Source organism: Nocardiopsis kunsanensis DSM 44524 (assembly GCF_000340965.1).
GTDB lineage: Bacteria > Actinomycetota > Actinomycetes > Streptosporangiales > Streptosporangiaceae > Nocardiopsis > Nocardiopsis kunsanensis.
Map to the genome: position 1 here is coordinate 136,308 of NZ_ANAY01000010.1, position 18,197 is coordinate 154,504.

An 18,197-nucleotide genomic window follows, 5' to 3' on the forward strand; every position below is an offset into this window, starting at 1 on the left:
GGTGGTTGGGGGTGGGTGCCCGGTGGGCCCGTCCGGTGGGGGGACAAAGGTGTGCCCCCAGGGCCCGCTCTGGGACCTGGGGGCGTGCCGGTTTCGGAGGGAGGGTCAGCCTTGCATCTCCTCCAGGGTCTTGCCCTTGGTCTCTGCAACGAATTTCCACACGAACAGCAGGGAGAGCAGGGCGAAGAGGGCGTAGACGAGGTAGGTCAGGCTCAGGTTCCAGTCGCTCATGGCGGGGAAGCTGACGGTGACCAGCCAGTTGGCCAGCCACTGGGTGGCGGTGGCCACGCCCATGGCGGCGGCGCGGATGCGCAGCGGGAACATCTCCCCCAGCAGGACCCAGACGACCACGCCCCAGGACAGGGCGAAGAAGAGCACGAAGGAGCTGGCTGTGATCAGGGCGACCACGCCCCAGGCGAAGGGCAGGGCCACGTCCTCGCCTTGGCCGGTGGCGTTGCTGAAGGCCAGTGCGGCGGTGGCCAGGGCCAGGGTCATGCCGGCCGAGCCGGTGAGCAGCAGGGGTTTGCGGCCGATGCGGTCCACGAGCACGATCGCGATGAGGGTGCCGATGATGTTGACCACGGAGGTGAACAGGCTCAGCAGCAGGGAGTTGCTCTCGTCGACGCCCACCGACTGCCACAGGGAGCTGGAGTAGTAGAAGATGACGTTGATGCCGACCAGCTGCTGGAAGGCGGACACGCCCATGCCGATCCAGACGATGGGCAGCAGGCCGTAGCGTCCGGCCAGGTCACGCAGTTGGGGGCGTACTTCCGTGCCCAGGGCGCGGTGGATCTCGTCGATGCGGCCGGGGACGGCTTCGGGGCCTTCGATGCGGGCCAGGACCTGGCGGGCCCGGTCGGTGTGGTCGACGCGGACCAGGTGGCGGGGGGATTCGGGGATGAAGAAGCTCAGTGCGATGTAGGCCAGGGCGGGCAGGGTCTCGATGGCCAGCATCCATTGCCAGGCCTGCAGGGGGCCCAGGGTGTTGGCGGCGCTGCCGTCGGCGATCTGGGCGATGGCGTAGTTGACCAGTTGGGAGGCGGCGATGCCCAGGACGATGGCCAGTTGTTGCAGGGAGGCCAGGCGTCCGCGGTAGGGGGCGGGTGAGACCTCGGCGATGTAGGTGGGGGCGATGACCGAGGCCAGGCCGATGGCCACGCCGCCCAGGATGCGCCAGGCGGTCAGGTCCCAGATACCGAAGGGCAGGGCCGAGCCGATGGCGCTGAGGACGAAGAGCACTCCGGCGATGCGCATGACGGGCAGGCGTCCGAGCCGGTCGGCGATCTGGCCGGTCAGGGCTGCGCCCAGTACGCAGCCCAGCAGGGCTGAGGCGACGGTGAAGCCGAGTGTGCCGGGGCCGACGTCGAAGCGGCCTTGGATGGCTTCGACGGCGCCGTTGATGACGGAGCTGTCGTAGCCGAACAGGAACCCGCCCATGGCCGCTGCGGCGGCGATCAGGGTGACGTGGGTCAGGTTTGCCCCTCCGGCGCCGGGGCGTGGGGCCCGGGCTGCGTCGGTAGAGCTCATGGTGGTTTCCTTCCCCCAGGGGTGTGGTGCCCGGTGCCCGTGGGGGGTGGGGCGGGGTGTGCCGGGCGGTGTTGTGTTTCGGTGCGGTCGGTTTGTTGCGGGCATCGGGGATGGCCGAGAGCAAACCGACTCGCAGGACCTTACTACTAATTTTTGATCTAAGTCACCCCGAAGGGTGTAGCGAGTCACCGTAACTCTGTTGGTCTGGTGCCCGGGGCGGGGAAGGCCGGTTCACTCCCCCATTTGTTGTCGGACGGCGGAGAACATGCGGGTGCAGACTTGGACGAGTTCCTTCTGTGTTTCCGGTCGGCCCCGGTGCAGCCAGTCGACCAGCAGGTGGTTGACGGCGCCGACGAGTCCGACGGTGGACAGGCGTTGGGCGGGGTCGGGGTTGGTGCGTCCGAGGTGTTCCATCCAGACGTTGAGGGCCAGTTCGGCGAAACTGCGCAGGACTGCGTGCCTGCGTTCTTCCAGTTCCCGGGAGACGCCCACGACCTCGAGCAGGACCAGGCGTGCGCGCCGGGGGTCGTGGGCCAGGTGGTCGACGAATTGCGAGAGTGCCCGTTCGATGACCTGGTCCACGTCCAGGTGGGCTGTTTGTTCGGTCGCGGCGGTGGTGCGTTCCAGTAGTTGTCGGGTCAGTTCGGTGTAGAGCTGGGTCAGGCAGGCGTGGCGGTCGCGGAAGGACTCGTAGAAGTAGCGTTCGGTGAGTTCGGCTCTGCGGCAGAGGTGTTTGACCGAGGTGGCTGCATAGCCCTGGGTGGTGAACAGGTCCAGGGCGGCTTCGAGTAGTGCCTGTCGGCGTCGGCGTGTGCGTTCTGGGGCTTCCAGTCCCGAGTAGCGGCCCTTGCTGGGTTGGGTTTGTGTTGTTCGGTCGTTCAAGCCTCTTCCTCTGTTCTGTTTGTTGTGGCACGCTGTCCGGTATCTGACACGCGTTCGTGTCAGATTTGACCCCCGGATCGGAGGAGGAGTGTGTCCCGAACACTGGTGGGCCGTGTCGTGGCGGTCACCGGAGGAGCGCGTGGGATCGGACGGGCGGTGGCGGCGCACCTGGCCGCCGGCGGCGCACACGTGGCCATCGGCGACCGTGACACCGAGCAGGCCCGGGCCGGCGCTGCGCAGCTTCCCGGGAAGGTCGAGGCCTTCGACTGCGATGTCACCGACACCTCTTCTTTCTCGGCCTTCCTCGAGGCCGTGCGGGAGCGCCTGGGCCCGATCGATGTGCTGGTCAACAATGCCGGGCTGATGTGGGTGGGCCCCTTCGAGCAGGAGCCGGAGGAGGCGGCCCGCAGGCAGATCGAGGTCAACCTCCACGGAACCATCCGGGGCGTCAAACTGGCCGCGCCGGCCATGCGTGCACGCGGGAGCGGCCACATCGTCACTATCGCCTCCGCCGCCGCCAGGCTCTCACCTGCGGGCGAATCCACCTACGCTGCCACCAAGCACGGGGTACTGGGGTATATGAGCGGGGTGCGTTCGGAGCTGCGCGGCAGCGGGGTGGAGCTGTCGGTGGTGATGCCGGGGGTGGTCGAGACCGAGCTGGCAGCCGGTACCGCCACCGGGGCCGCCCGGTTGCTCACCCCCGAGGAGGTGGCCCGGGCCGTGGCCGCTCTTGTGCGCCGCCCGCGGTTCGAGGTCAGTCTGCCCGCCTATGTGGGTCCCCTGGCCAGGTGGGCCCAGGTCCTTCCTCAGCGGCTGCGTGATGTCCTGTTGCGTTTGGCCGTGCCCGACCAGCTCGCCGCCCTGCCCGACAAGAGGGTCCGGCACAGCTATGAGGACCGCAATCTGAGCGGCCCCCGGAACACAGGAGAAGAACTATGACCCAGTCCGCTACGGCCACACGAGAGATCCCCGAGTTCGAGGGGGTGCACCGGATCTGGCCGCGGGGTGAGCGGTTGGAGGCCGTGCGCGCGGCGGCCGAACGCTATCGTGGACGTTTCCTGGCCCAGGGCCGGGTTCTGGGGGTCAAGAGTGTCGACATCGCGGCCGCCCCCTACCCCACCCGTTTCGCTTTCCAGGGCTATTCCTTGCACGTCAACCCGATGATCTCCATCATCAACCGGATGTTCGTCGTCCGGTTCGAGGGTTTCGACGGTCGGGAGAAGATCCTGGTGTGGGAGCCCACGGTGCCTGCCGGGTCGGCCCAAGCGCCCTTCTACGCCAAGTTGCAGGAGTTCGGCCGCAGGACGCGTACCGAAAAGCTCTTCGTCAAGTACTACAACGATCCCGACACCGTGCTGGCCCGGCTGGGGTTGGCCAACGAGGACGTGGACTACCTCAGCTTCGACCACCTGCACGTGCAGGACGTGCGCATGATCATGGGCAGCGAGCAGGTGATCGCCGGGGAGAGTGCCCCGCGCGAGCCCTTGTTCGCCAACGCGAAGCTGTTGGTCAACCGCAGGGAGCTGGGCACTTTCGAGTCGATGCACCCGATGCAGTGGGCCTGGTACGTGGACCACGGTATGGACGGGGTGCCTCCTGAGCGGCTCGAGGTCGTGGAGGGCGATGTCGAGCTCGGTGTGGGGGTGAGCCTGTTGTGGACGCCCGGGCACACCGACGGCAACCACTCCTTGGTCCTGAACACCTCCGACGGGGTCTGGGTCTCCTCCGAGAACGGGATGGCCGCCGACAGCTGGCAGCCCGAGTTGTCCCGGATTCCTGGTGTGCGTCGCCATGCGAGGTTCTACGGCCGGGAGGTCGTGCTCAACGCCAACACGCTCGAGGACTCCTTGGACCAGTACGACTCCATGGTCAAGGAGAAGACGATGGCCTCCCCCTCCCCCAGGGCCCCTCAGTGGCGGCAGATCATCCCCTCTTCCGAGTGCGCGCCGTGGAAGCGCCAGTGGCCGGTGCTGCCCACCCACACGCACGGCGGGCTGGACTACGGATGCCTCACCCCGCCCCGGGGGTGAGGGGCCTGTTCAGGAGGGCTGGGTGGGCCGGTCGGGTCGCAGAGGTTCCAGGTCCAGGCCGGTGGGCTCCTGCAGGGCCAGTTGGGCGGCCACTCGGCCTTGGAAGGGGCCGAAGGTCAGCCCTTGGCCGTCCAGTCCGGTGGCGACGACGAGTCCCGGGGCCTTCTGGTGCGGGCCCAGGAGTTGGTGGCCGTCGTGGGTGGCCGGGCGAAAACCCACCCGGGTCCGGTCCAGGCCGGCCCGGCCCAGGCCCGGCATGGTCGCCAGTGCGGTGTTGAGCAGGTAGGACAGTTCGGTGACGGTGGCCTGGTGGGTGAAGCCGGCTTCGGGGCGGCGGGTGCCGGAGGTGGCCACACGGTTGGGGGCGAAGGCGACCGCGTGGAAGTCGTGCGTGCCGAAGCGCACCCCGGGCCAGGTGCGGGTGTTGTGTCCGGGCAGGGCGAAGTGGGCCATCTGTCCGCGTACGGGAAACAGGGGAAGGTCCACCCCCAGGGGGGCGAGCAGCTGGGCCGACCAGGCGCCGGCGGCCACCACGGTCACCGGCGCCCGGAGGTGTTCGCCGCCCACCTGGACCCCGCTGACGCGGTCCTTCTCCCACAGCAGGCGTGCCTGGCCGGCGCGCAGGTGCAGGCCGCGTTCCTGGGCGGCCTCGAGCAGGGCGTGGCGGGCCAGAGCGCCGTCGAGGCGGGCTCCGCCCTCGATGAGGATGCCGTGGTCGTGTTCGTTCAGCAGGGGGAAGAGTTCGTGTGCTCGGCCCGGGCCCAGGCGGTGCACGCCTGCCATGGTCTCGAAGCCCTCGCGTCGGGACAGCGAGTCCATCAGGGCGAAGGCCGAGTCGGATTCTTGGGTCTCCACCGACAGGGAGCCGGTGATCTCGTAGCCGGGCGGGTGGCCGTCCTGGTCGAGTTCGTTCATCAGGTGGGGCAGGTGGGCGGCGGCTGCGAGTTTGAAGGCCCAGTCGGTGGGGGCGTCCCAGGGAAAGGGCCAGGGGTGGATGACCCCGGTGCCGGCTTGGGTGGCCTGGCCGGTGTGGTCGGTCTCCACCAGCAGGGTCGATACGCCTTTCTTGCACAGGTGGTAGGCGGTGCTGGCCCCCACGATGCCGCCGCCGACAACGATCACGTCCATGGATTGTTGTTGCCCGGGTGCGGGGGTGTGGACACCCGGAGCGGCGGGGCCCTCGACATCAGCGAGTGCGAGGCGCTCGAAGCCCGTGTGAGCTGTCTGAGTGCGGTGCCGGAGCTCGATGGGTTCTGCTCGCCGCAGAAGAGCGAGCTCTCACCGATCCCGGCCCGTCCTTTCGGGTGAGAGTGTTTCCGATCGATGGAGGATTTCGTGCTCGTGCGCAGTCAGAGCCTGACCGAACACGTGGACTATGCCTATGCGGCGGTGGCGCACACTCCCGCGCGAGTGGTGTGGACCGCGGGTGCCTGTCCGTTGGATGTGCAGGGTGCCACGGTGGCCGTTGGTGATGTGGCCGGGCAGGCCGGCCAGGTCATGGACAACCTGGCCACCGCCCTGGCCGAGGCCGGCGCGGGGCTGGCCGACGTGGTCAGGACCACGGTGTATGTGGCCAGTTCCCGCCAGGAGGATCTGGTGGCGGCCTGGGAAGTGGTGCGGGCCCGCATGGGTGAGCACGATGCACCCAGCACCCTGTTGGGGGTGGCCGCGCTGGGTTATGAGGATCAGCTCGTGGAGGTCGATGCGGTGGCGGTGCTCGCCGAGTCCTGACGTGCGGCCCGGTGCGCGGCCACCCGGGCTCGTGTGGCGCACCGGCGCGAGCAGTGGCGGCGCGGGCTGCCGCTGCCGGTGTCGATGAAGACCCGGGCGCATCCGTGGGCCGCGCACACGCCCCCGGGTGGGCGTTGGCGGTCGCTCAGCAGCAGAGCCAGGCACATGCCGGCCGAGGAGGCCGCCCATTCGGCCCAGGGGGCGTCGTCGTGGCTGTCCAGGTGCAGGTGCCAGTGGGTGGTGGCGCCGTGGTCGGTCAGGCGCGGTGGGTGGGCCGTGGTGGCCAGCAGGTGGTTGAGGCGTTCGGCGGCCTGTTCTGTGGTGGCCGCATCCAGCACGTGGCGCAGGTCAGCGGCCACTCGGTGCAGGGCTGTTGTGTCTTTCTGTGTCAGGTGGGGCTCGCTCTCGCCGTGGGCGCGCAGGACCTGCTCGAGCTGGGCGGGGCCTGTGTCCTCTTGGGCGAGGGTGTTGAGCAGGTCGGTGGTGCGCTCGGCCACGGCCCGGACCGAGGATCCGGAGGAGGTGCGTGGGAGCGGGGTGGTGTCCATACGGCCACGGTAACGCCTCTTCTGTGTTGGGGCGTTACCTTTTAGTGTCGCGGTCATGTACATGCCCCGTTCTTCGGTGCGGTATCTGATCGGCGCCGCCGGGGCCCGCACGGGTGAGGAGATGTCCGGGCCGGCTCTGCTCTTGCTCGGCCTGGCCGCGACGGGGTCGATCAGTGCCGGTTCGAGTCTGTTGGCGGCGCTGACTGCGACTTCGGTCCTGGGCGGGCCGCTGGTGGGGCTGGCTCTGGACCGCAGTGGCAGACCCACCCGGTTGTTGGCGTGGCTCTTGGTCCTGTACGGGGTCGGTCTGGTGGCGCTCACGTTCGTGTTGGGTGCCGGTCTTCCTCTGGGGTGGGCCGTGGCAACGGCGCTGGTGGTAGGGGTTCTGGGGCCGGCGCTCTCGGGCGGGTGGACGTCCCAGCTGCCCTTTCTGGTTTCAGCCGATCGGTTGGAGCGCGTCACGGTCCGGGATGCGATGACCTTCGGGGTGGCCGCCCTGCTCGGGCCCGCTCTGGCTGCGGCCGTGGCCGCCGGGGCCGGGCCGTGGGTGGCGGTGTGGGTCTCAGCGGGGTGCGTTGTGTTTGCGGCCGGCCTGGCCCGTTCCTTGCCCGTGTCGAGCCCTGTGGAAGAGCGGGTGCGGGCCGGTGCTCAACTCCTGGCGGGGGCCACCGTGTTCTTGCGCTCGCCGTCTTTGCTGCGTGCCACGGCGGTCACGTCCCTGTCGCTGGCCGGGACCGGCATGGTCGTGGTGTGTGTGCCGATGCTGGGTGAGCGTTTTCTGGGCGTAGCCACTCACGGGGCGTGGCTGTTGTCGGTGATGGCGGTGTGTTCGTTGGTGGCCAACCTGGTGTTGTCGCGGCGCATCCGGGCCCCGAGCCCGGATGCTCTGATCCTGGTGTGTGTACTGGCTCAGGCGGGCGGGACGGCTCTGGCCGCGGCTGCGTCCTCGTGGGTGTGGGTGGTCGCGGCCGCCGTGGTGTTGGGTGCGGCCGAGGGCCCGCAGTTGAGCGCGTTGTTCTCGGTGCGCCACCGCCATGCGCCGGGGTATCTGCGAGCGCAGGTCTTTACCATCGGTGCGAGCCTGAAGATCTCGGCCTTCGCCTTGGGAGCTGCTGTGGCAGGTCCTTGGGCCGAACATTCTGTGGTGCTGTGCCTGGCGCTGGCGTGTGGGGGTCAGCTTCTGGCCGCACTCACGCACGGGGTGTTGTCGCTGCGACGGCCGGGATCAGGGGCTGTTGCGGGCGTGTGAGCTCGGTCAGGTCGGCCTCGAGCGGGTAGGGGCGGGCCGTGCGTAGGGCGTGAACCAAGTGGTTCAGGACGATGCTGGCGTCGAGGAGCTCGGCGCGGGGGCAGGTCGGTGGCCAGGTCCTGGGCTCTGAACCCGCCTGCGGGCGGAACCAGCAGGCGGGACACAGGTTGGGCCCTATGCTCTGCTCCTTGCTCTGGTGGCCTTGGAGCTCACGGTAGTGACCGTTCTCCTGGATGGTCGGGTGTTCGCTGAACAGGCCCGGGGGCGGGCGCAGACCCGGACGGGCAAGTTCGGTCGCTGTGTGTGGGAACTGTGGGCGCGCGCATCGGCGGTCAACTACGCTGTGTGTTCGTTTGGTTGCTTGTTGTGAGGAAAACAGGGGGTTCGGTTGCCCGCTCAAATCCGTCCCCGTGCCCGCAATTGCGTGGACTCAGTGTGGAGCCCGCGGTCCGGTGCTGTGGCGGTGTGCCTGCCCCTCTCCCCCGGCCCCTTTTGTGCCGGGGGAGAGGGTTGACGGTGTTGACGCAGCGTTGCCGCCGTGTTCCTGCCCGTGTGCGGGCGCAGGTGTTCACCGTTGGTGCGGGGTCGAGGGGCGGGAAGGTGTTGGTGCCGGGTCGGGTCCGTTCCTTCCTCAGCGCTGCAGGACGAAGAAGAGGAAGGCGATGCGGGTCGACAGGGCGTGGAAACCCTCGGGGTACAGGTTGCGGGCGGCCGGGTCGGGCTGTGGTTCGCTGATACGGCGAAGGTGGAGGCCGGCAGTGGTGAACGCATCGGTCATCGCGTGCAGGGGCCTGCGCCAGAACTTCAGCGGCACGGCCTGCCCGCTGAAGGTGAACTCCTCGCGATAGCTGGTGGTCGCGAAGTAGTCGGGCCGGGGGTCCTGGACCGCGTAGTCGGCGAAGGGGTGCTGCACCGAGGCGATCAACCGGCCGCCGGGTCTGAGCACGCGCCGCATCTCGGCCAGCGTGGGTCCCCAGTCCCGCAGGTAGTGCAGCACCAGCGAGGCGACCACGTCGTCGAAGGCGCCGTCGGCGAAGGGCAGGGGCTCGCTCAGGTCGCCCACACGCAGATCCGCCTGATCCCCGAGCCGCTGCCGGGCCAGAGCCAGCATCTGGGCGCTGGCGTCGATACCGCTCATGTGGGCCCCGGCATCGCGCAGAGCAGCGGACAGGGACCCCGCACCGCAGCCGGCGTCCAGGATCCGGCGACCGCTCACCTGTCCGGCCAGTGCCACCATCGCGGGCCGTTCGTAGTAGGCGTTCTGGAGGTTGTTGTCGTTGTCGGCCGCGTAGGCGCGGGCGAAGCTGTCGTAGTCGTTGGCCTGGTCCGGTTCTGCGGGTTGGGCGGGGGCCGAGGGGTTGTGGGGGGTGTGGTCCATGCCCCGACCCTAGTGTGCTCCTGCTGTGCTGCACCGGTCCTGCTGTGGATCGGTGTTGGATCTTCGGGCGGGCGTGTTCTGCTGCGGTCGGCCCGGGCCGCAACTGTGCCTGTGTGCGGCCAGGAGCGGGCGGGGTGGCCACTCGCTGTGTGCGGGGAACTGCGGGCGCGGGGGCGAGCAATCGATTACGTTGAGGATTCGTTTGGATGCAGTCAGTGAGGAAGGTGGGGAGTTCGGTTGCCCGCTCAGACCCGTCCCCCGTGCCCGCAATTGCGTGGACTCAGTGTGGAGCCCACGGTCCGGCGGTTGAGTCCCGGTTACCGTCTGGCCCGGTGGGAGCGGCCCGACCTGTTGGGGCCGCAGTGCCGCGAGCGTCTGCAGGTTCTGTTGCGGTCCTTGGCCGCGCGTGCTTTCGGGGCCGACCATTCCGATTACTGGGATGCGCGTGTGGAGGGCGGGTTCTTCGACCGTATCTCCACTCTGGCTCTGATCCTGGGCCCTGACGGTGAGCCGGTGGGGTGGGGTGGTTACCACCGGCAGTGTTTCGCCGGCCGCAGGGTCGTGTATCTGGATGCGGCCGGGGTGGTGCCCGAGCACCGCCGGTTCGGGCTCTCGGCTGCTCTGGCGTTGCGTTTCATGGCGCGGGAGATCTGGTCCCACCCGTGGGCGGCCACTTATGTACTGCTGCGCACCCGCCACCCGGCCGTCTACGCGGGCTGGCGCAAGGGGCTGGGCGCGGACCGGGTCTTTCCCAACGAGTACCGGGCCGTGCCCGCTCGGGTCCGGCGTGTGGCGCAGGAGGCGGCCCACTGGTTGGGGGACGGTCCCCGTCTGGAGCCGGAGGGGTTGTTGGTGCGTGATGCCTATCGGGTGTTCGAGGGGCAGGTGTATGGGTGTGAGCCGGTGTGCGGGGATGCGCGTATCGATGGTTTCTTCGCCGAGCGGGTCGGGGGCAAGGACGCGCTCATGGTCGTGGTGCGGGTGAACGCGCCGTTGTTGGCGTGGGCCGTCGCGGTGCGGGGTCTGCGCGGGTGTGTGCGCCGGTGGTCTCGTGCGGGTGTGTTCAGGCACGGGTGAGGCCGCTCGGGTGTGCCGGTTCCGGCGGCACGGGCGTCTGTGCTGTGGTCCCGGGTGTGTACACGGGCGCCCTGTTGGTGTGCCTTCGCGTGCCTGCTGCGGCTTGGCGGCGGTCTGGCGGCAGGGGCGTCTAAGGTGGGGTGCGGGGCAGATATTCGGTTCGGCGGCCTGTGGATCGTACTGTTGCCTGCGAGAGGGGTTGCTGGCCAACCCGCGCGGCACACCGAAGGAGGAGGAATGTCGGAGACGCTCGCCCAGAAACTGGGGGTGCAGGCCGGCGACCGGCTGCTCGTCCTCAACGCTCCCGAGCGTTACTTGCGGTTGTTGGATCCGCCTTCTGATCTGCACATCGATCTGGGGCCGATCGAGGGTGCGGTCTACGACGACGTGCATCTGTTCGCTCTGGACCGGGGCACGGTCGATCGGGAGACGCCGCGGACGTTGGCGGCGGTGGGCCCCGGGACCCGGTTGTGGGTGTGTTTTCCTCAGCGTGGCGGCACCATCATCACTGATCTGACCGCGCAGAAGGGGTGGGACAGTCTGGTGGATGCGGGCTGGCACAGCACCGCCCAGGTGCCGATCGATTCGGATTGGGCGGCGCTGCGGTTCGAGCCCGTCGGTGGGTAGGGGCCCGGCGTCAGGGGCGGGTCAGTTGGACGGATCCGCTGCTGGTGTCGATGCTGATCCGTGCGGTGGCTCCCGGTGAGGTGCCGACGTCGATCCGGAAGTTGCCGAAGCTGGAGCTGTTGCTGATCTCGTAGGGCTGGTCAGGGACCTGGAGGGTGACGCTGCCGCTGGTGGTTTCCACGGTCAGTGATTCCACCTGCTGGTCGCTGTGTGCTTGCACGCCGCCGGAGGCGCTGGAGACCGTCGCGTCGGTGAAGTCGCCGATGCTGGTGCTGCCGCTGGTGCTTCGGGCCTGGACCGGGCCCTGCACGTGGGTCAGGTCCAGGGCTTCGGAGGTGGTTTCGGCTTGCATCGGTCCGTGGTGGTTGCTGGTCTCGATCCGGCCGCTGGTGGTGTGGGCCTGCACGTGGCTGTCCTGGGGCAGGGTGATGCGGTGGTCGGCGGCGCAGGTGGTGAAGAACAGGCCGGGGCCGGTGCACTGGGCCTGTAGGTGTGTGCCTTCGTCTGTTTCGTCGATGGTTTCGTCGACTTGGCGCAGGGGCTGGTGCGCAGGGTGCGTTGGATGTGGATCCGGTCCACGTCGCCGGTGGTGAGGTGGAGCGAGCCGTTGGTGCGGTTGTCGATCTCCATCTGGCCCTGGCTCTGCAGGGTCCGGGAGGTTTCCTGGTGGGTCAGGGCGAAGTTGCCCAGGACCGACAGGACCGTGGCCGCGATCAGGGCCAGGGTGTGCGGGAACTCGTCGCTGTCGGCGATGCGGTCCTTGAGCAGGTAGCCGACCTGGGCGGAGCCGGCCCCAGCAGGTCGTCGGTGTAGCGGCTGACCACGTGCTGGGACAGCAGCGCCGACACGCCGGGGTGGTGGCTGCCAGGGGGTGCGTGCAGGCCGGCTGCGGTGCTGTGGACGAGCCTGGTCCAGGACTGGGGCTCAGCAGCAGGCGCCGGGCGGCCGGGGCGGGCCGGGTGTGGGTGTGGGGTTTTCGGGGTGTTACGGGCTCTGGCCGGGGTGGGTGTTCTGGCCGGTTGTGGCCGCGGGTCTGCGGGGGTGTGAGCCGGGCCCGGTCGGGTTCGTGGGCCGCTCCGGTGGGGCCGGCCGGCCCCACCGGGTGCCTGTACCGCCGGGTGGTGGGGGGCTTGTGTGTCCTGGGCCGAAGGAGAGGCGGGTTCAGTCCTGCACGTGGGCCAGGAAGTCCAGCAGGGCTTCGTTGACCTGGTGCGGGCGTTCTTGCTGGGTCCAGTGCCCGCATCCGGGCAGGGTGTGTTGGGCGTGCAGTTTCGGGGCGATCAGGTGCAGGGATTCCCGCAGTTGGGAGACCCCGTGCAGGGCGGTGACCATGTCCTGGTCGCCGACCATGTACAGCGCCGGTACGTCGATGGTGGCTCCGGCGAAGGGCGACATCAGGTGCTGGTTGCGTTCGATGTTGCGGTACCAGTTCAGCGGCCCGGTGAAGGCCCGTGGGCCGTGGTGGGCGTAGTCGGCGGCGAAGGTTTCGATGTCTTCGTTGTCCAGCCACTGCGGCAGGGAGCCGGGCTCGGGCATGGACTCCAGTACCGGCGCGCCCTCGGGCACCACCCACGGTCGGGGCTGGGTCAGGGCGGGGTTGTCGCCGGAGGCACCCACGAGGAGGCGGCGCACCGTGGCGGCCGGGTCGGCGGCCAGTTCGGCATCGACCACCCCGGGTTCCTGGAAACGGACCTGGTAGAAATCTTCGCCGTAGAGTCGGCGGGTGAGCGAGGGCGGGGGCATGAATGCGGGTGGGGACGGGGGGACGCTGAGCCCGGCCACCGCGCGCACCATGTCCGGGCGCATCAGGGCCGCGGCCCAGGCCACGGGGGCGCCCCAGTCGTGGCCGACGACCAGTGCCTGTTGTTGTCCGAGGGCTTTGATGAGTCCGATGAGGTCGCCGACCAGGTGGGGCAGGGTGTAGTCCTCGATGTTCTGGGGGCTGTGGCTGGAGCCGTAGCCGCGCTGGTCGGGGGCCACCACCCGGTAGCCGGCCTCGGCCAGGGCGGTGAATTGGTGGCGCCAGGAGTACCAGCTCTCGGGGAAGCCGTGCAGCAGTACCACCAGAGGGCCGCTGCCCTGTTCGGCCACGTGCAGGGTGGTGGTGCCGGTGTCGATGTGGGTGTGTGTGAGGTGGCTGCTCTGGCCCGTTGCCAACGCTCGTCCTTTCGGGGGCGGTGGTGGCCGGGCCCGGCCGGGCCCGGGGTCTGTGTGTTCGAGCCTAGAGCTGCGGCTGCGGGTGGAGGGCCCGGGGCCGGCGGGTAGACAGCCACCACACCAGGGGGCGCCCCGGCCTCTCGGGGCGCCGGCAGGCAAGGGTGGCTGACCCGTGGAGGGAAAACGATGTCCGAGTTGCCGATCGGTTACTGGCTCAAGCACTTGGACCGGCTCATCGAGAGTGATTTCGACCGGATTTTGGCTGCTGAGTCGCTGCACCGGCGCCACTGGCAGGTGTTGCATTCGTTGCAGGAGGGTGCGGCCACGGTGGCTGAGTTGGATGCTCGCCTGGCTCCGTTCTTGGACGAGCAGGAGCAGAGTGTGGCTCCGGTGGTGGAGCAGCTGCGCACGCGCCGGTGGGTGCAGGGCCAGGAGCGGGTGTCGGTGAGCGGGGAGGGGGCCCGGGCCCATCAGGAGCTCTTCGAGCGGATCCAGGAGTCGCGGCGGCGTCTGAGTGAGGGCATCAGCGAGCGCGACTACCGGGCGGCGGTGCACGTGCTCGAGCAGATGTCGGCCAATTTGGAGAACCGTTGAGGCCTGCGGCGGGAGGGATCAGACGACGGGGTCGAGTTCCTTGGTCAGTTCCACAAAGGCCAGGTCCCCTCGTTTGGGCTCGCCGAAGGCCGGATCGCCGTAGGGGAAGGGTTCGGTGCGTCCGGTGCCCACGTAGCCGCGGCGTTCGTACCAGGAGATGAGTTCGGTGCGTTGTTTGATGACCTTCATCCGCATCAGCCGGGAGCGCCACAGGCGGGCGGCGGTCTGTTCGGCCTCGGCCAGTACGCGTGCGCCCAGGCCGCGCCCCTGGGCGGTGGGGCAGACCGAGAACATGCCGAAGTAGGTGCCGTTGATACCGCGTTGGAGTTCGCAGCAGGCCACCAGGGTGCGGTCGGACTCGGCGAGCAGGACGGTGGTGTCGGGGCGTTGGATCAGGGCGCGTACGGACGGGGGGTCCACGCGCTGGCCGTCGAGCAGGTCGGCCTCGGTGGTCCAGCCCTGGCGGGAGCTGTCTCCCCGGTAGCAGGAGTTGACCAGGTCGGACAGGGCCTGGGCGTCGGCTTCGGTGGCGGCGCGGTAGCTCAGTTCCGGCTGGTTCGGGCTGGTGTCGGTGGTGGTCACAGGGCGTGCCTCCCTCTCACGTCGTGGGCCACGGTACCGCTCCGGTGGGGCCGGTGCACGTCAGGGCGGTGCCGGGGTGCTCGGCCGGGGGCGGGGCGTCGTGGGTGGTGTGTTCGGCGGTGCGGGCAGGGGTGCTCCACTCCCCCATTGACCTGAATAAAGGTTGAGGTTCTACGGTTCCTGCCACGACACCGGACGAGCAACGGGATGTCTTATGAGTATGGAAAGGGCTGCGTGGAGCAGCTTGTACCACGCCACGCACGCCGAGCAGGACCACCGTCCCTTCTCGGCGGCCACGCTCCGGCGCATCGGTGCCTTCGCCCGGCCCCGGGCCCGGGCCCTGGCCTGGTTCCTGGTCCTGAGCGTGTTCACGGCCGCTCTGGCGGTGGCCTCGCCCTTGTTGGCGGGGCAGGTCGTGGACCTGATCGTGGCCGGCGGGCCGTTGCGCACGGTGGTGGCCCTTGCGGCCCTGATCGCTGGTGTGGCTGTGGCCGAGGCCGGTCTGGGGCTGCTGGTGCGCCTGCTCTCGGCCCGTGTGGGCGAGGGGTTGATCGTGGATCTACGCACCAGTGTCTACGACCACGTCCAACGCATGCCGGTGGCGTTTTTCACCCGTGCCCGCACCGGCGCTCTGGTCAGCCGCCTCAACAACGACGTCATCGGCGCCCAGCGCGCCTTCAGCGACGTGCTGTCGGGCATCGTGAGCAACGTGGTCACCTTGTTGTTGGCGCTGGGGGCGATGCTGGTCCTGTCCTGGCAGATCACCCTGGCCGCCCTGGCCCTGTTGCCGTTGTTCGTGCTGCCGGCCCGGCGCATGGGTGTGCGCCTGGCGCGGATGGAACGCGAACGCGCCGCGCACAACGCCGCCATGGGAACCCGGATGACCGAACGTTTCTCCGCGTCCGGGGCGACCTTGATCAAGCTCTCGGGCCGGCCCGGGGCCGAGTCGGCCGAGTTCGCCCGCCGCGCCGACCGGGTGGGCCGGATCGGGGTGCGCACGGCCATGGTCCAGGAGGTCTTCTTCACCGCTCTGACCCTGGTCTCGGCGCTGGCGTTGGCGCTGGTCTACGGGCTGGGTGGTTTCTACGCGCTCTCGGGTGGTGTGCAGGCGGGCACGGTGGTGTCCATGGGCATGCTGCTCACGCGCTTGTATGCGCCCCTGACCGAGTTGGCCGGGGCGCGGGTGGAGGTCATGAGCGCTCTGGTCAGTTTCAGCCGTGTCTTCGAGGTCCTGGACCTGCGGCCCCTGGTCGCGGAGGGTGAACGGGCCCGGGCCCTGCCCGAGGGGCCCTTGTCGTTGGAGTTGGAGGGGGTGGACTTCACCTACCCCGGGGCCTGGCAGGTGTCGTTGGCCTCGCTGGAGGAGGGGGCGGATCCGGAGGCCGGTGCCTCCTCCCCGGTGTTGGAGCAGGTCTCCTTCACTGTCGAGCCCGGGCAGATGGTGGCGCTGGTGGGTTCTTCGGGGGCGGGCAAGTCCACGGTCGCCGCGCTGGTCCCGCGTCTGTACGATCCCGATGCCGGCAGTGTGCGCCTGGGCGGGCAGGACGTACGTGAGCTGACTTTCGCGACGTTGCGGTCGAAGGTGGCCATGGTCACCCAGGACGGTCATCTGTTGCACGAGAGTATCCGCGCCAACCTGGCCCTTGCCGCGCCCGGGGCCAGTGACGACCAGCTCTGGCGGGCGCTGGAGCAGGCCCGTCTGGGTGAGCTGGTGGCGGCTCTGCCCCAGGGGTTGGAGACGGTGGTGGGTGAGCGGGGCCACCGTTTCTCCGGTGGTGAGCGCCAGAGGTTGGCCATCGCCCGGTTGTTGTTGGCCGAGCCGGAGGTGGTGGTTCTGGACGAGGCCACCTCGGCGCTGGACTCCACCTCCGAGGCGGCTGTGCAGCAGGCTCTGCAGGGGGCGCTGTCCGGGCGTACGTCGTTGGTGATCGCCCACCGCCTGTCCACGATCAGGGCCGCCGATGCCATCTGTGTGGTGGAGCAGGGCCGGATCGTCGAGCGCGGCACCCACGCGGAGCTGTTGGCGCGCCAGGGGCGTTATGCCCAGCTGTACCGCACCCAGTTCTCCGAGGGGGAGCAGGTGGGGGCCGGCCTCTGACAGGCCGGGACCGGGGGTGTGCGGGCACCTTCGGGCCCGCCCCTGGCCCGTGGTGTGGGCCGCACCGCGGGTCCGGGCTCCGCTTCGGCGGTGACATCCTGGAAGGTATGCAGGCCGCGAGCGAACAGATCACGCACCTGGCCGAGGTCTGGGCCCATGGGTGGGCGCTGGCCCGCGATGTCGGGGCCCCCACACGCCTGGAGCAGGCCCACCGTCTGGAGGTGGGTCTGCCCCAGCACCGTGTGCGCTATGTGGTGGCCTCGGCCCGGGCCCTGGCCCGGCACGTGCCTGCCTGGCGCGGGCCGGGCACGGTCGTGAAGGTCTTCGGGCCGCGCCCGGAGGCGGTGGCGGCGTTGGGGCCCGGGTGGCGGGTGGGCCGGGGCGAGGTGTTGATGACCGCGCCGTTGGGGCGCGGGGGCGATCCGGCCCCTGAGCCCTACCGGTTGCAGATCCAGTCGCAAGGGGGTACTCACCGGGCGCTGGCGGTGACCGGGCAGGGCGAGCCGGCCGCTGAGGCGTGGGCGGCCCTGCACGGCAGGCATGCCGTCTTCGACCGGGTCTGTACCGCTCCGGCGCACCGGCGCCGCGGGCTGGGCCGGGCCCTGATGGGCGCGTTGGGCCGTATCAGTGCGGGCCAGGGCGCCGAGCGGGGGGTGTTGGTGGCCACCGAGGCCGGGCGTGGCCTGTACGGCTCGCTGGGCTGGCGTGAGCACTGCGAGGTCACCCCGGCCCTGTGCCCGGAGGGCGGGCTCACAAGGCCTTGACCACGCGGGCGGGGTTGCCCACGGCCACCGTGTCGGCCGGCAGGTCCTTGGCCACCACCGATCCGGCGCCCACGACGGTGTTGTCGCCGATGCTGACGCCGGGGCAGACGATGGCCCCGCCGCCCAGCCAGACGTTGTCGCCGATGGTGATGGGCTGGGCCCCTTCCCAGCCTTCCTTGCGCTGGAGGGGGTCCAGGGGGTGGGTGGGGGTGAGCAGCTGCACGCCGGGGCCGATCTGGGTGTGGTCGCCGATGGTGATGGGTGCCACGTCCAGCATGACGGCGCCGGTGCCCACGAAGGTGTGGGCGCCCAGGCTGATGCGGTAGCCGTAGTCGACCGCCAGGGGCGGGCGCACGTAGGCGCCTTCGCCCACGCTGCCCAGCAGCTCGCCCAGGGCATTTTGGCGCGAGTCGGTGTTGACGGGGGTGGCGTTGAAGGCCAGGGCCAGGTTCTCGGCCCGTTCCAGGTCGGCCTGGAGTTCGGGGTCGTCGGCCTTGTAGAGCTGCCCGGCGAGCATGCGTTCCTTCTGGGTGGCCATGGGCTCCTCCTGGGGTCGGTGGTGCGGGTTCTGACGTTAGCGGCCCGTGTCCGGCCGGCGCAGGTGGTCGGTCCAGATCGCAGGGCCCAGCGCCCGGGGCGGGTGCCGGTCTTCCCGTAGCGCGGCGGCGCCCTGGTCCACCCGGTGCGCCAGAAGTACCTGATGTTTGTGGGCTGGGTGAGGGGCCACACCGATTCACCCAGCCCTGGCGGGCGGTCGGGTCCGGCAGGTCCGATCGCCCGTGCGGGTCAGCGCTGGTTCACGGCCCGCTCCACGGCGGCGGTGTAGTCGTGGGGAGATCGGGGTGGGAAAGAGCCCTTGCGCGCGCGCCTGGTCGAGCCGTATGGCTTTGGTGAATTTGATGCCGCTCATGTGTTTGCGGGGGCGCTGGACCGGGCCTGACGAAAAACCGGTT

General features: G+C 69.7%; 21 protein-coding genes. 11 read left to right on the forward strand and 10 right to left on the reverse strand.

All coding sequences use genetic code 11. The features are described from left to right. Positions 1–105: 105 nt before the first annotated feature. Positions 106–1,527 (reverse strand): sugar porter family MFS transporter, encoded by a 1,422-nt coding sequence (locus D456_RS0108375; RefSeq protein WP_017575723.1) that lies wholly within the window; start codon positions 1,525–1,527, stop codon positions 106–108. A 231-nt stretch (positions 1,528–1,758) separates the two neighbouring features. Beyond that, positions 1,759–2,409 carry a TetR/AcrR family transcriptional regulator gene (locus D456_RS0108380; RefSeq protein ID WP_017575724.1) on the reverse strand — a complete coding sequence of 217 codons (651 nt, stop codon included), beginning with the start codon at positions 2,407–2,409 and terminating at the stop codon, positions 1,759–1,761. Between the two features lie 90 nt (positions 2,410–2,499). Here D456_RS0108380 and D456_RS0108385 point away from each other — a divergent pair, with 90 nt between their 5' ends. Further along, on the forward strand, positions 2,500–3,348 hold the full coding sequence (locus tag D456_RS0108385) for an SDR family oxidoreductase (protein WP_026115692.1): 849 nt from the start codon (positions 2,500–2,502) through the stop codon (positions 3,346–3,348). Next, positions 3,345–4,439 (forward strand): MBL fold metallo-hydrolase, encoded by a 1,095-nt coding sequence (locus D456_RS23850; RefSeq protein ID WP_017575726.1) that lies wholly within the window; start codon positions 3,345–3,347, stop codon positions 4,437–4,439. The genes D456_RS0108385 and D456_RS23850 overlap by 4 nt, the downstream gene beginning before the upstream one ends. Before the next feature lie 9 nt (positions 4,440–4,448). Here the strand turns inward: D456_RS23850 and D456_RS0108395 are convergent, their stop codons facing one another. Beyond that, positions 4,449–5,567, reverse strand: a complete 1,119-nt coding sequence (locus tag D456_RS0108395) for an NAD(P)/FAD-dependent oxidoreductase (protein ID WP_017575727.1) — start codon at positions 5,565–5,567, stop codon at positions 4,449–4,451. A gap of 27 nt (positions 5,568–5,594) precedes the next feature. Between D456_RS0108395 and D456_RS26830 the strand changes: the two genes are divergently transcribed. Then, complete coding sequence (locus D456_RS26830) at positions 5,595–5,747, forward strand: hypothetical protein (protein WP_017575728.1); 153 nt, start codon at positions 5,595–5,597, stop codon at positions 5,745–5,747. Between the two features lie 15 nt (positions 5,748–5,762). After that, positions 5,763–6,170, forward strand: a complete 408-nt coding sequence (locus D456_RS0108405) for a RidA family protein (RefSeq protein WP_017575729.1) — start codon at positions 5,763–5,765, stop codon at positions 6,168–6,170. On the opposite strand, the gene D456_RS0108410 is transcribed toward D456_RS0108405, so the two are convergent. Beyond that, positions 6,125–6,718 (reverse strand): CGNR zinc finger domain-containing protein, encoded by a 594-nt coding sequence (locus D456_RS0108410; RefSeq protein WP_017575730.1) that lies wholly within the window; start codon positions 6,716–6,718, stop codon positions 6,125–6,127. The two genes, D456_RS0108405 and D456_RS0108410, sit on opposite strands and share 46 nt — an antisense overlap. A gap of 55 nt (positions 6,719–6,773) precedes the next feature. Between D456_RS0108410 and D456_RS0108415 the strand changes: the two genes are divergently transcribed. After that, a complete protein-coding gene (locus D456_RS0108415) occupies positions 6,774–7,967 on the forward strand; it encodes an MFS transporter (protein WP_026115693.1) in 1,194 nt (397 codons plus the stop codon). Positions 7,968–8,598: 631 nt separating this feature from the next. Here the strand turns inward: D456_RS0108415 and D456_RS0108420 are convergent. After that, positions 8,599–9,345 carry a class I SAM-dependent methyltransferase gene (locus tag D456_RS0108420; RefSeq protein ID WP_017575732.1) on the reverse strand — a complete coding sequence of 249 codons (747 nt, stop codon included), beginning with the start codon at positions 9,343–9,345 and terminating at the stop codon, positions 8,599–8,601. A gap of 237 nt (positions 9,346–9,582) precedes the next feature. Between D456_RS0108420 and D456_RS23855 the strand changes: the two genes are divergently transcribed. Both D456_RS23855 and D456_RS0108430 read left to right on the forward strand, forming a co-directional pair. After that, positions 9,583–10,422, forward strand: coding sequence for a GNAT family N-acetyltransferase (locus D456_RS23855; RefSeq protein WP_239643789.1), 840 nt, complete (start codon positions 9,583–9,585; stop codon positions 10,420–10,422). Positions 10,423–10,659: 237 nt separating this feature from the next. Next, positions 10,660–11,049, forward strand: coding sequence for a hypothetical protein (locus tag D456_RS0108430; protein ID WP_017575734.1), 390 nt, complete (start codon positions 10,660–10,662; stop codon positions 11,047–11,049). A 10-nt stretch (positions 11,050–11,059) separates the two neighbouring features. Here D456_RS0108430 and D456_RS0108435 read toward each other — a convergent pair whose 3' ends face one another. Then, a complete protein-coding gene (locus tag D456_RS0108435; RefSeq protein WP_017575735.1) occupies positions 11,060–11,455 on the reverse strand; it encodes a DUF4097 family beta strand repeat-containing protein in 396 nt (131 codons plus the stop codon). A gap of 158 nt (positions 11,456–11,613) precedes the next feature. On the opposite strand from D456_RS0108435, the gene D456_RS26835 reads away from it, so the two are divergent. Continuing rightward, positions 11,614–11,862, forward strand: a complete 249-nt coding sequence (locus D456_RS26835) for a hypothetical protein (RefSeq protein WP_160166722.1) — start codon at positions 11,614–11,616, stop codon at positions 11,860–11,862. 348 nt (positions 11,863–12,210) lie between these two features. Here the strand turns inward: D456_RS26835 and D456_RS0108450 are convergent, their stop codons facing one another. Continuing rightward, on the reverse strand, positions 12,211–13,206 hold the full coding sequence (locus D456_RS0108450; protein WP_017575738.1) for an alpha/beta fold hydrolase: 996 nt from the start codon (positions 13,204–13,206) through the stop codon (positions 12,211–12,213). Positions 13,207–13,392: 186 nt separating this feature from the next. Here D456_RS0108450 and D456_RS0108455 point away from each other — a divergent pair, with 186 nt between their 5' ends. After that, entirely contained in the window at positions 13,393–13,800 is a 408-nt protein-coding gene (locus tag D456_RS0108455; protein ID WP_017575739.1) for a helix-turn-helix domain-containing protein, read from the forward strand. A gap of 18 nt (positions 13,801–13,818) precedes the next feature. Here D456_RS0108455 and D456_RS0108460 read toward each other — a convergent pair whose 3' ends face one another. Continuing rightward, positions 13,819–14,382: a GNAT family N-acetyltransferase gene (locus D456_RS0108460; protein WP_017575740.1), complete on the reverse strand. Its 564-nt coding sequence runs from the start codon at positions 14,380–14,382 to the stop codon at positions 13,819–13,821. Between the two features lie 16 nt (positions 14,383–14,398). Further along, positions 14,399–14,530 (reverse strand): hypothetical protein, encoded by a 132-nt coding sequence (locus tag D456_RS27760; protein WP_017575741.1) that lies wholly within the window; start codon positions 14,528–14,530, stop codon positions 14,399–14,401. A gap of 66 nt (positions 14,531–14,596) precedes the next feature. Between D456_RS27760 and D456_RS0108470 the strand changes: the two genes are divergently transcribed. Then, a complete protein-coding gene (locus tag D456_RS0108470) occupies positions 14,597–16,480 on the forward strand; it encodes an ABC transporter ATP-binding protein (protein ID WP_026115695.1) in 1,884 nt (627 codons plus the stop codon). 107 nt (positions 16,481–16,587) lie between these two features. Then, positions 16,588–17,244, forward strand: coding sequence for a GNAT family N-acetyltransferase (locus D456_RS0108475; RefSeq protein ID WP_017575743.1), 657 nt, complete (start codon positions 16,588–16,590; stop codon positions 17,242–17,244). On the opposite strand, the gene D456_RS0108480 is transcribed toward D456_RS0108475, so the two are convergent. Beyond that, complete coding sequence (locus tag D456_RS0108480) at positions 17,231–17,782, reverse strand: sugar O-acetyltransferase (RefSeq protein ID WP_017575744.1); 552 nt, start codon at positions 17,780–17,782, stop codon at positions 17,231–17,233. The two genes, D456_RS0108475 and D456_RS0108480, sit on opposite strands and share 14 nt — an antisense overlap. Positions 17,783–18,197: the final 415 nt, after the last annotated feature.

Bases quoted from the DNA above. Each gene is read 5' to 3' on its own strand.
- D456_RS27760 (WP_017575741.1), bottom strand. From the start codon at position 14,530: ATGGGGGAGTGGAGCACCCCTGCCCGCACCGCCGAACACACCACCCAC.
- D456_RS0108455 (WP_017575739.1), top strand. From the start codon at position 13,393: ATGTCCGAGTTGCCGATCGGTTACTGGCTCAAGCACTTGGACCGGCTC.
- D456_RS23850 (WP_017575726.1), top strand. From the start codon at position 3,345: ATGACCCAGTCCGCTACGGCCACACGAGAGATCCCCGAGTTCGAGGGG.
- D456_RS0108420 (WP_017575732.1), bottom strand. From the start codon at position 9,345: ATGGACCACACCCCCCACAACCCCTCGGCCCCCGCCCAACCCGCAGAA.
- D456_RS0108470 (WP_026115695.1), top strand. From the start codon at position 14,597: ATGAGTATGGAAAGGGCTGCGTGGAGCAGCTTGTACCACGCCACGCAC.
- D456_RS0108480 (WP_017575744.1), bottom strand. From the start codon at position 17,782: ATGGCCACCCAGAAGGAACGCATGCTCGCCGGGCAGCTCTACAAGGCC.
- D456_RS0108410 (WP_017575730.1), bottom strand. From the start codon at position 6,718: ATGGACACCACCCCGCTCCCACGCACCTCCTCCGGATCCTCGGTCCGG.
- D456_RS0108415 (WP_026115693.1), top strand. From the start codon at position 6,774: ATGTACATGCCCCGTTCTTCGGTGCGGTATCTGATCGGCGCCGCCGGG.
- D456_RS0108430 (WP_017575734.1), top strand. From the start codon at position 10,660: ATGTCGGAGACGCTCGCCCAGAAACTGGGGGTGCAGGCCGGCGACCGG.
- D456_RS0108475 (WP_017575743.1), top strand. From the start codon at position 16,588: ATGCAGGCCGCGAGCGAACAGATCACGCACCTGGCCGAGGTCTGGGCC.
- D456_RS0108395 (WP_017575727.1), bottom strand. From the start codon at position 5,567: ATGGACGTGATCGTTGTCGGCGGCGGCATCGTGGGGGCCAGCACCGCC.
- D456_RS0108405 (WP_017575729.1), top strand. From the start codon at position 5,763: ATGGAGGATTTCGTGCTCGTGCGCAGTCAGAGCCTGACCGAACACGTG.
- D456_RS0108375 (WP_017575723.1), bottom strand. From the start codon at position 1,527: ATGAGCTCTACCGACGCAGCCCGGGCCCCACGCCCCGGCGCCGGAGGG.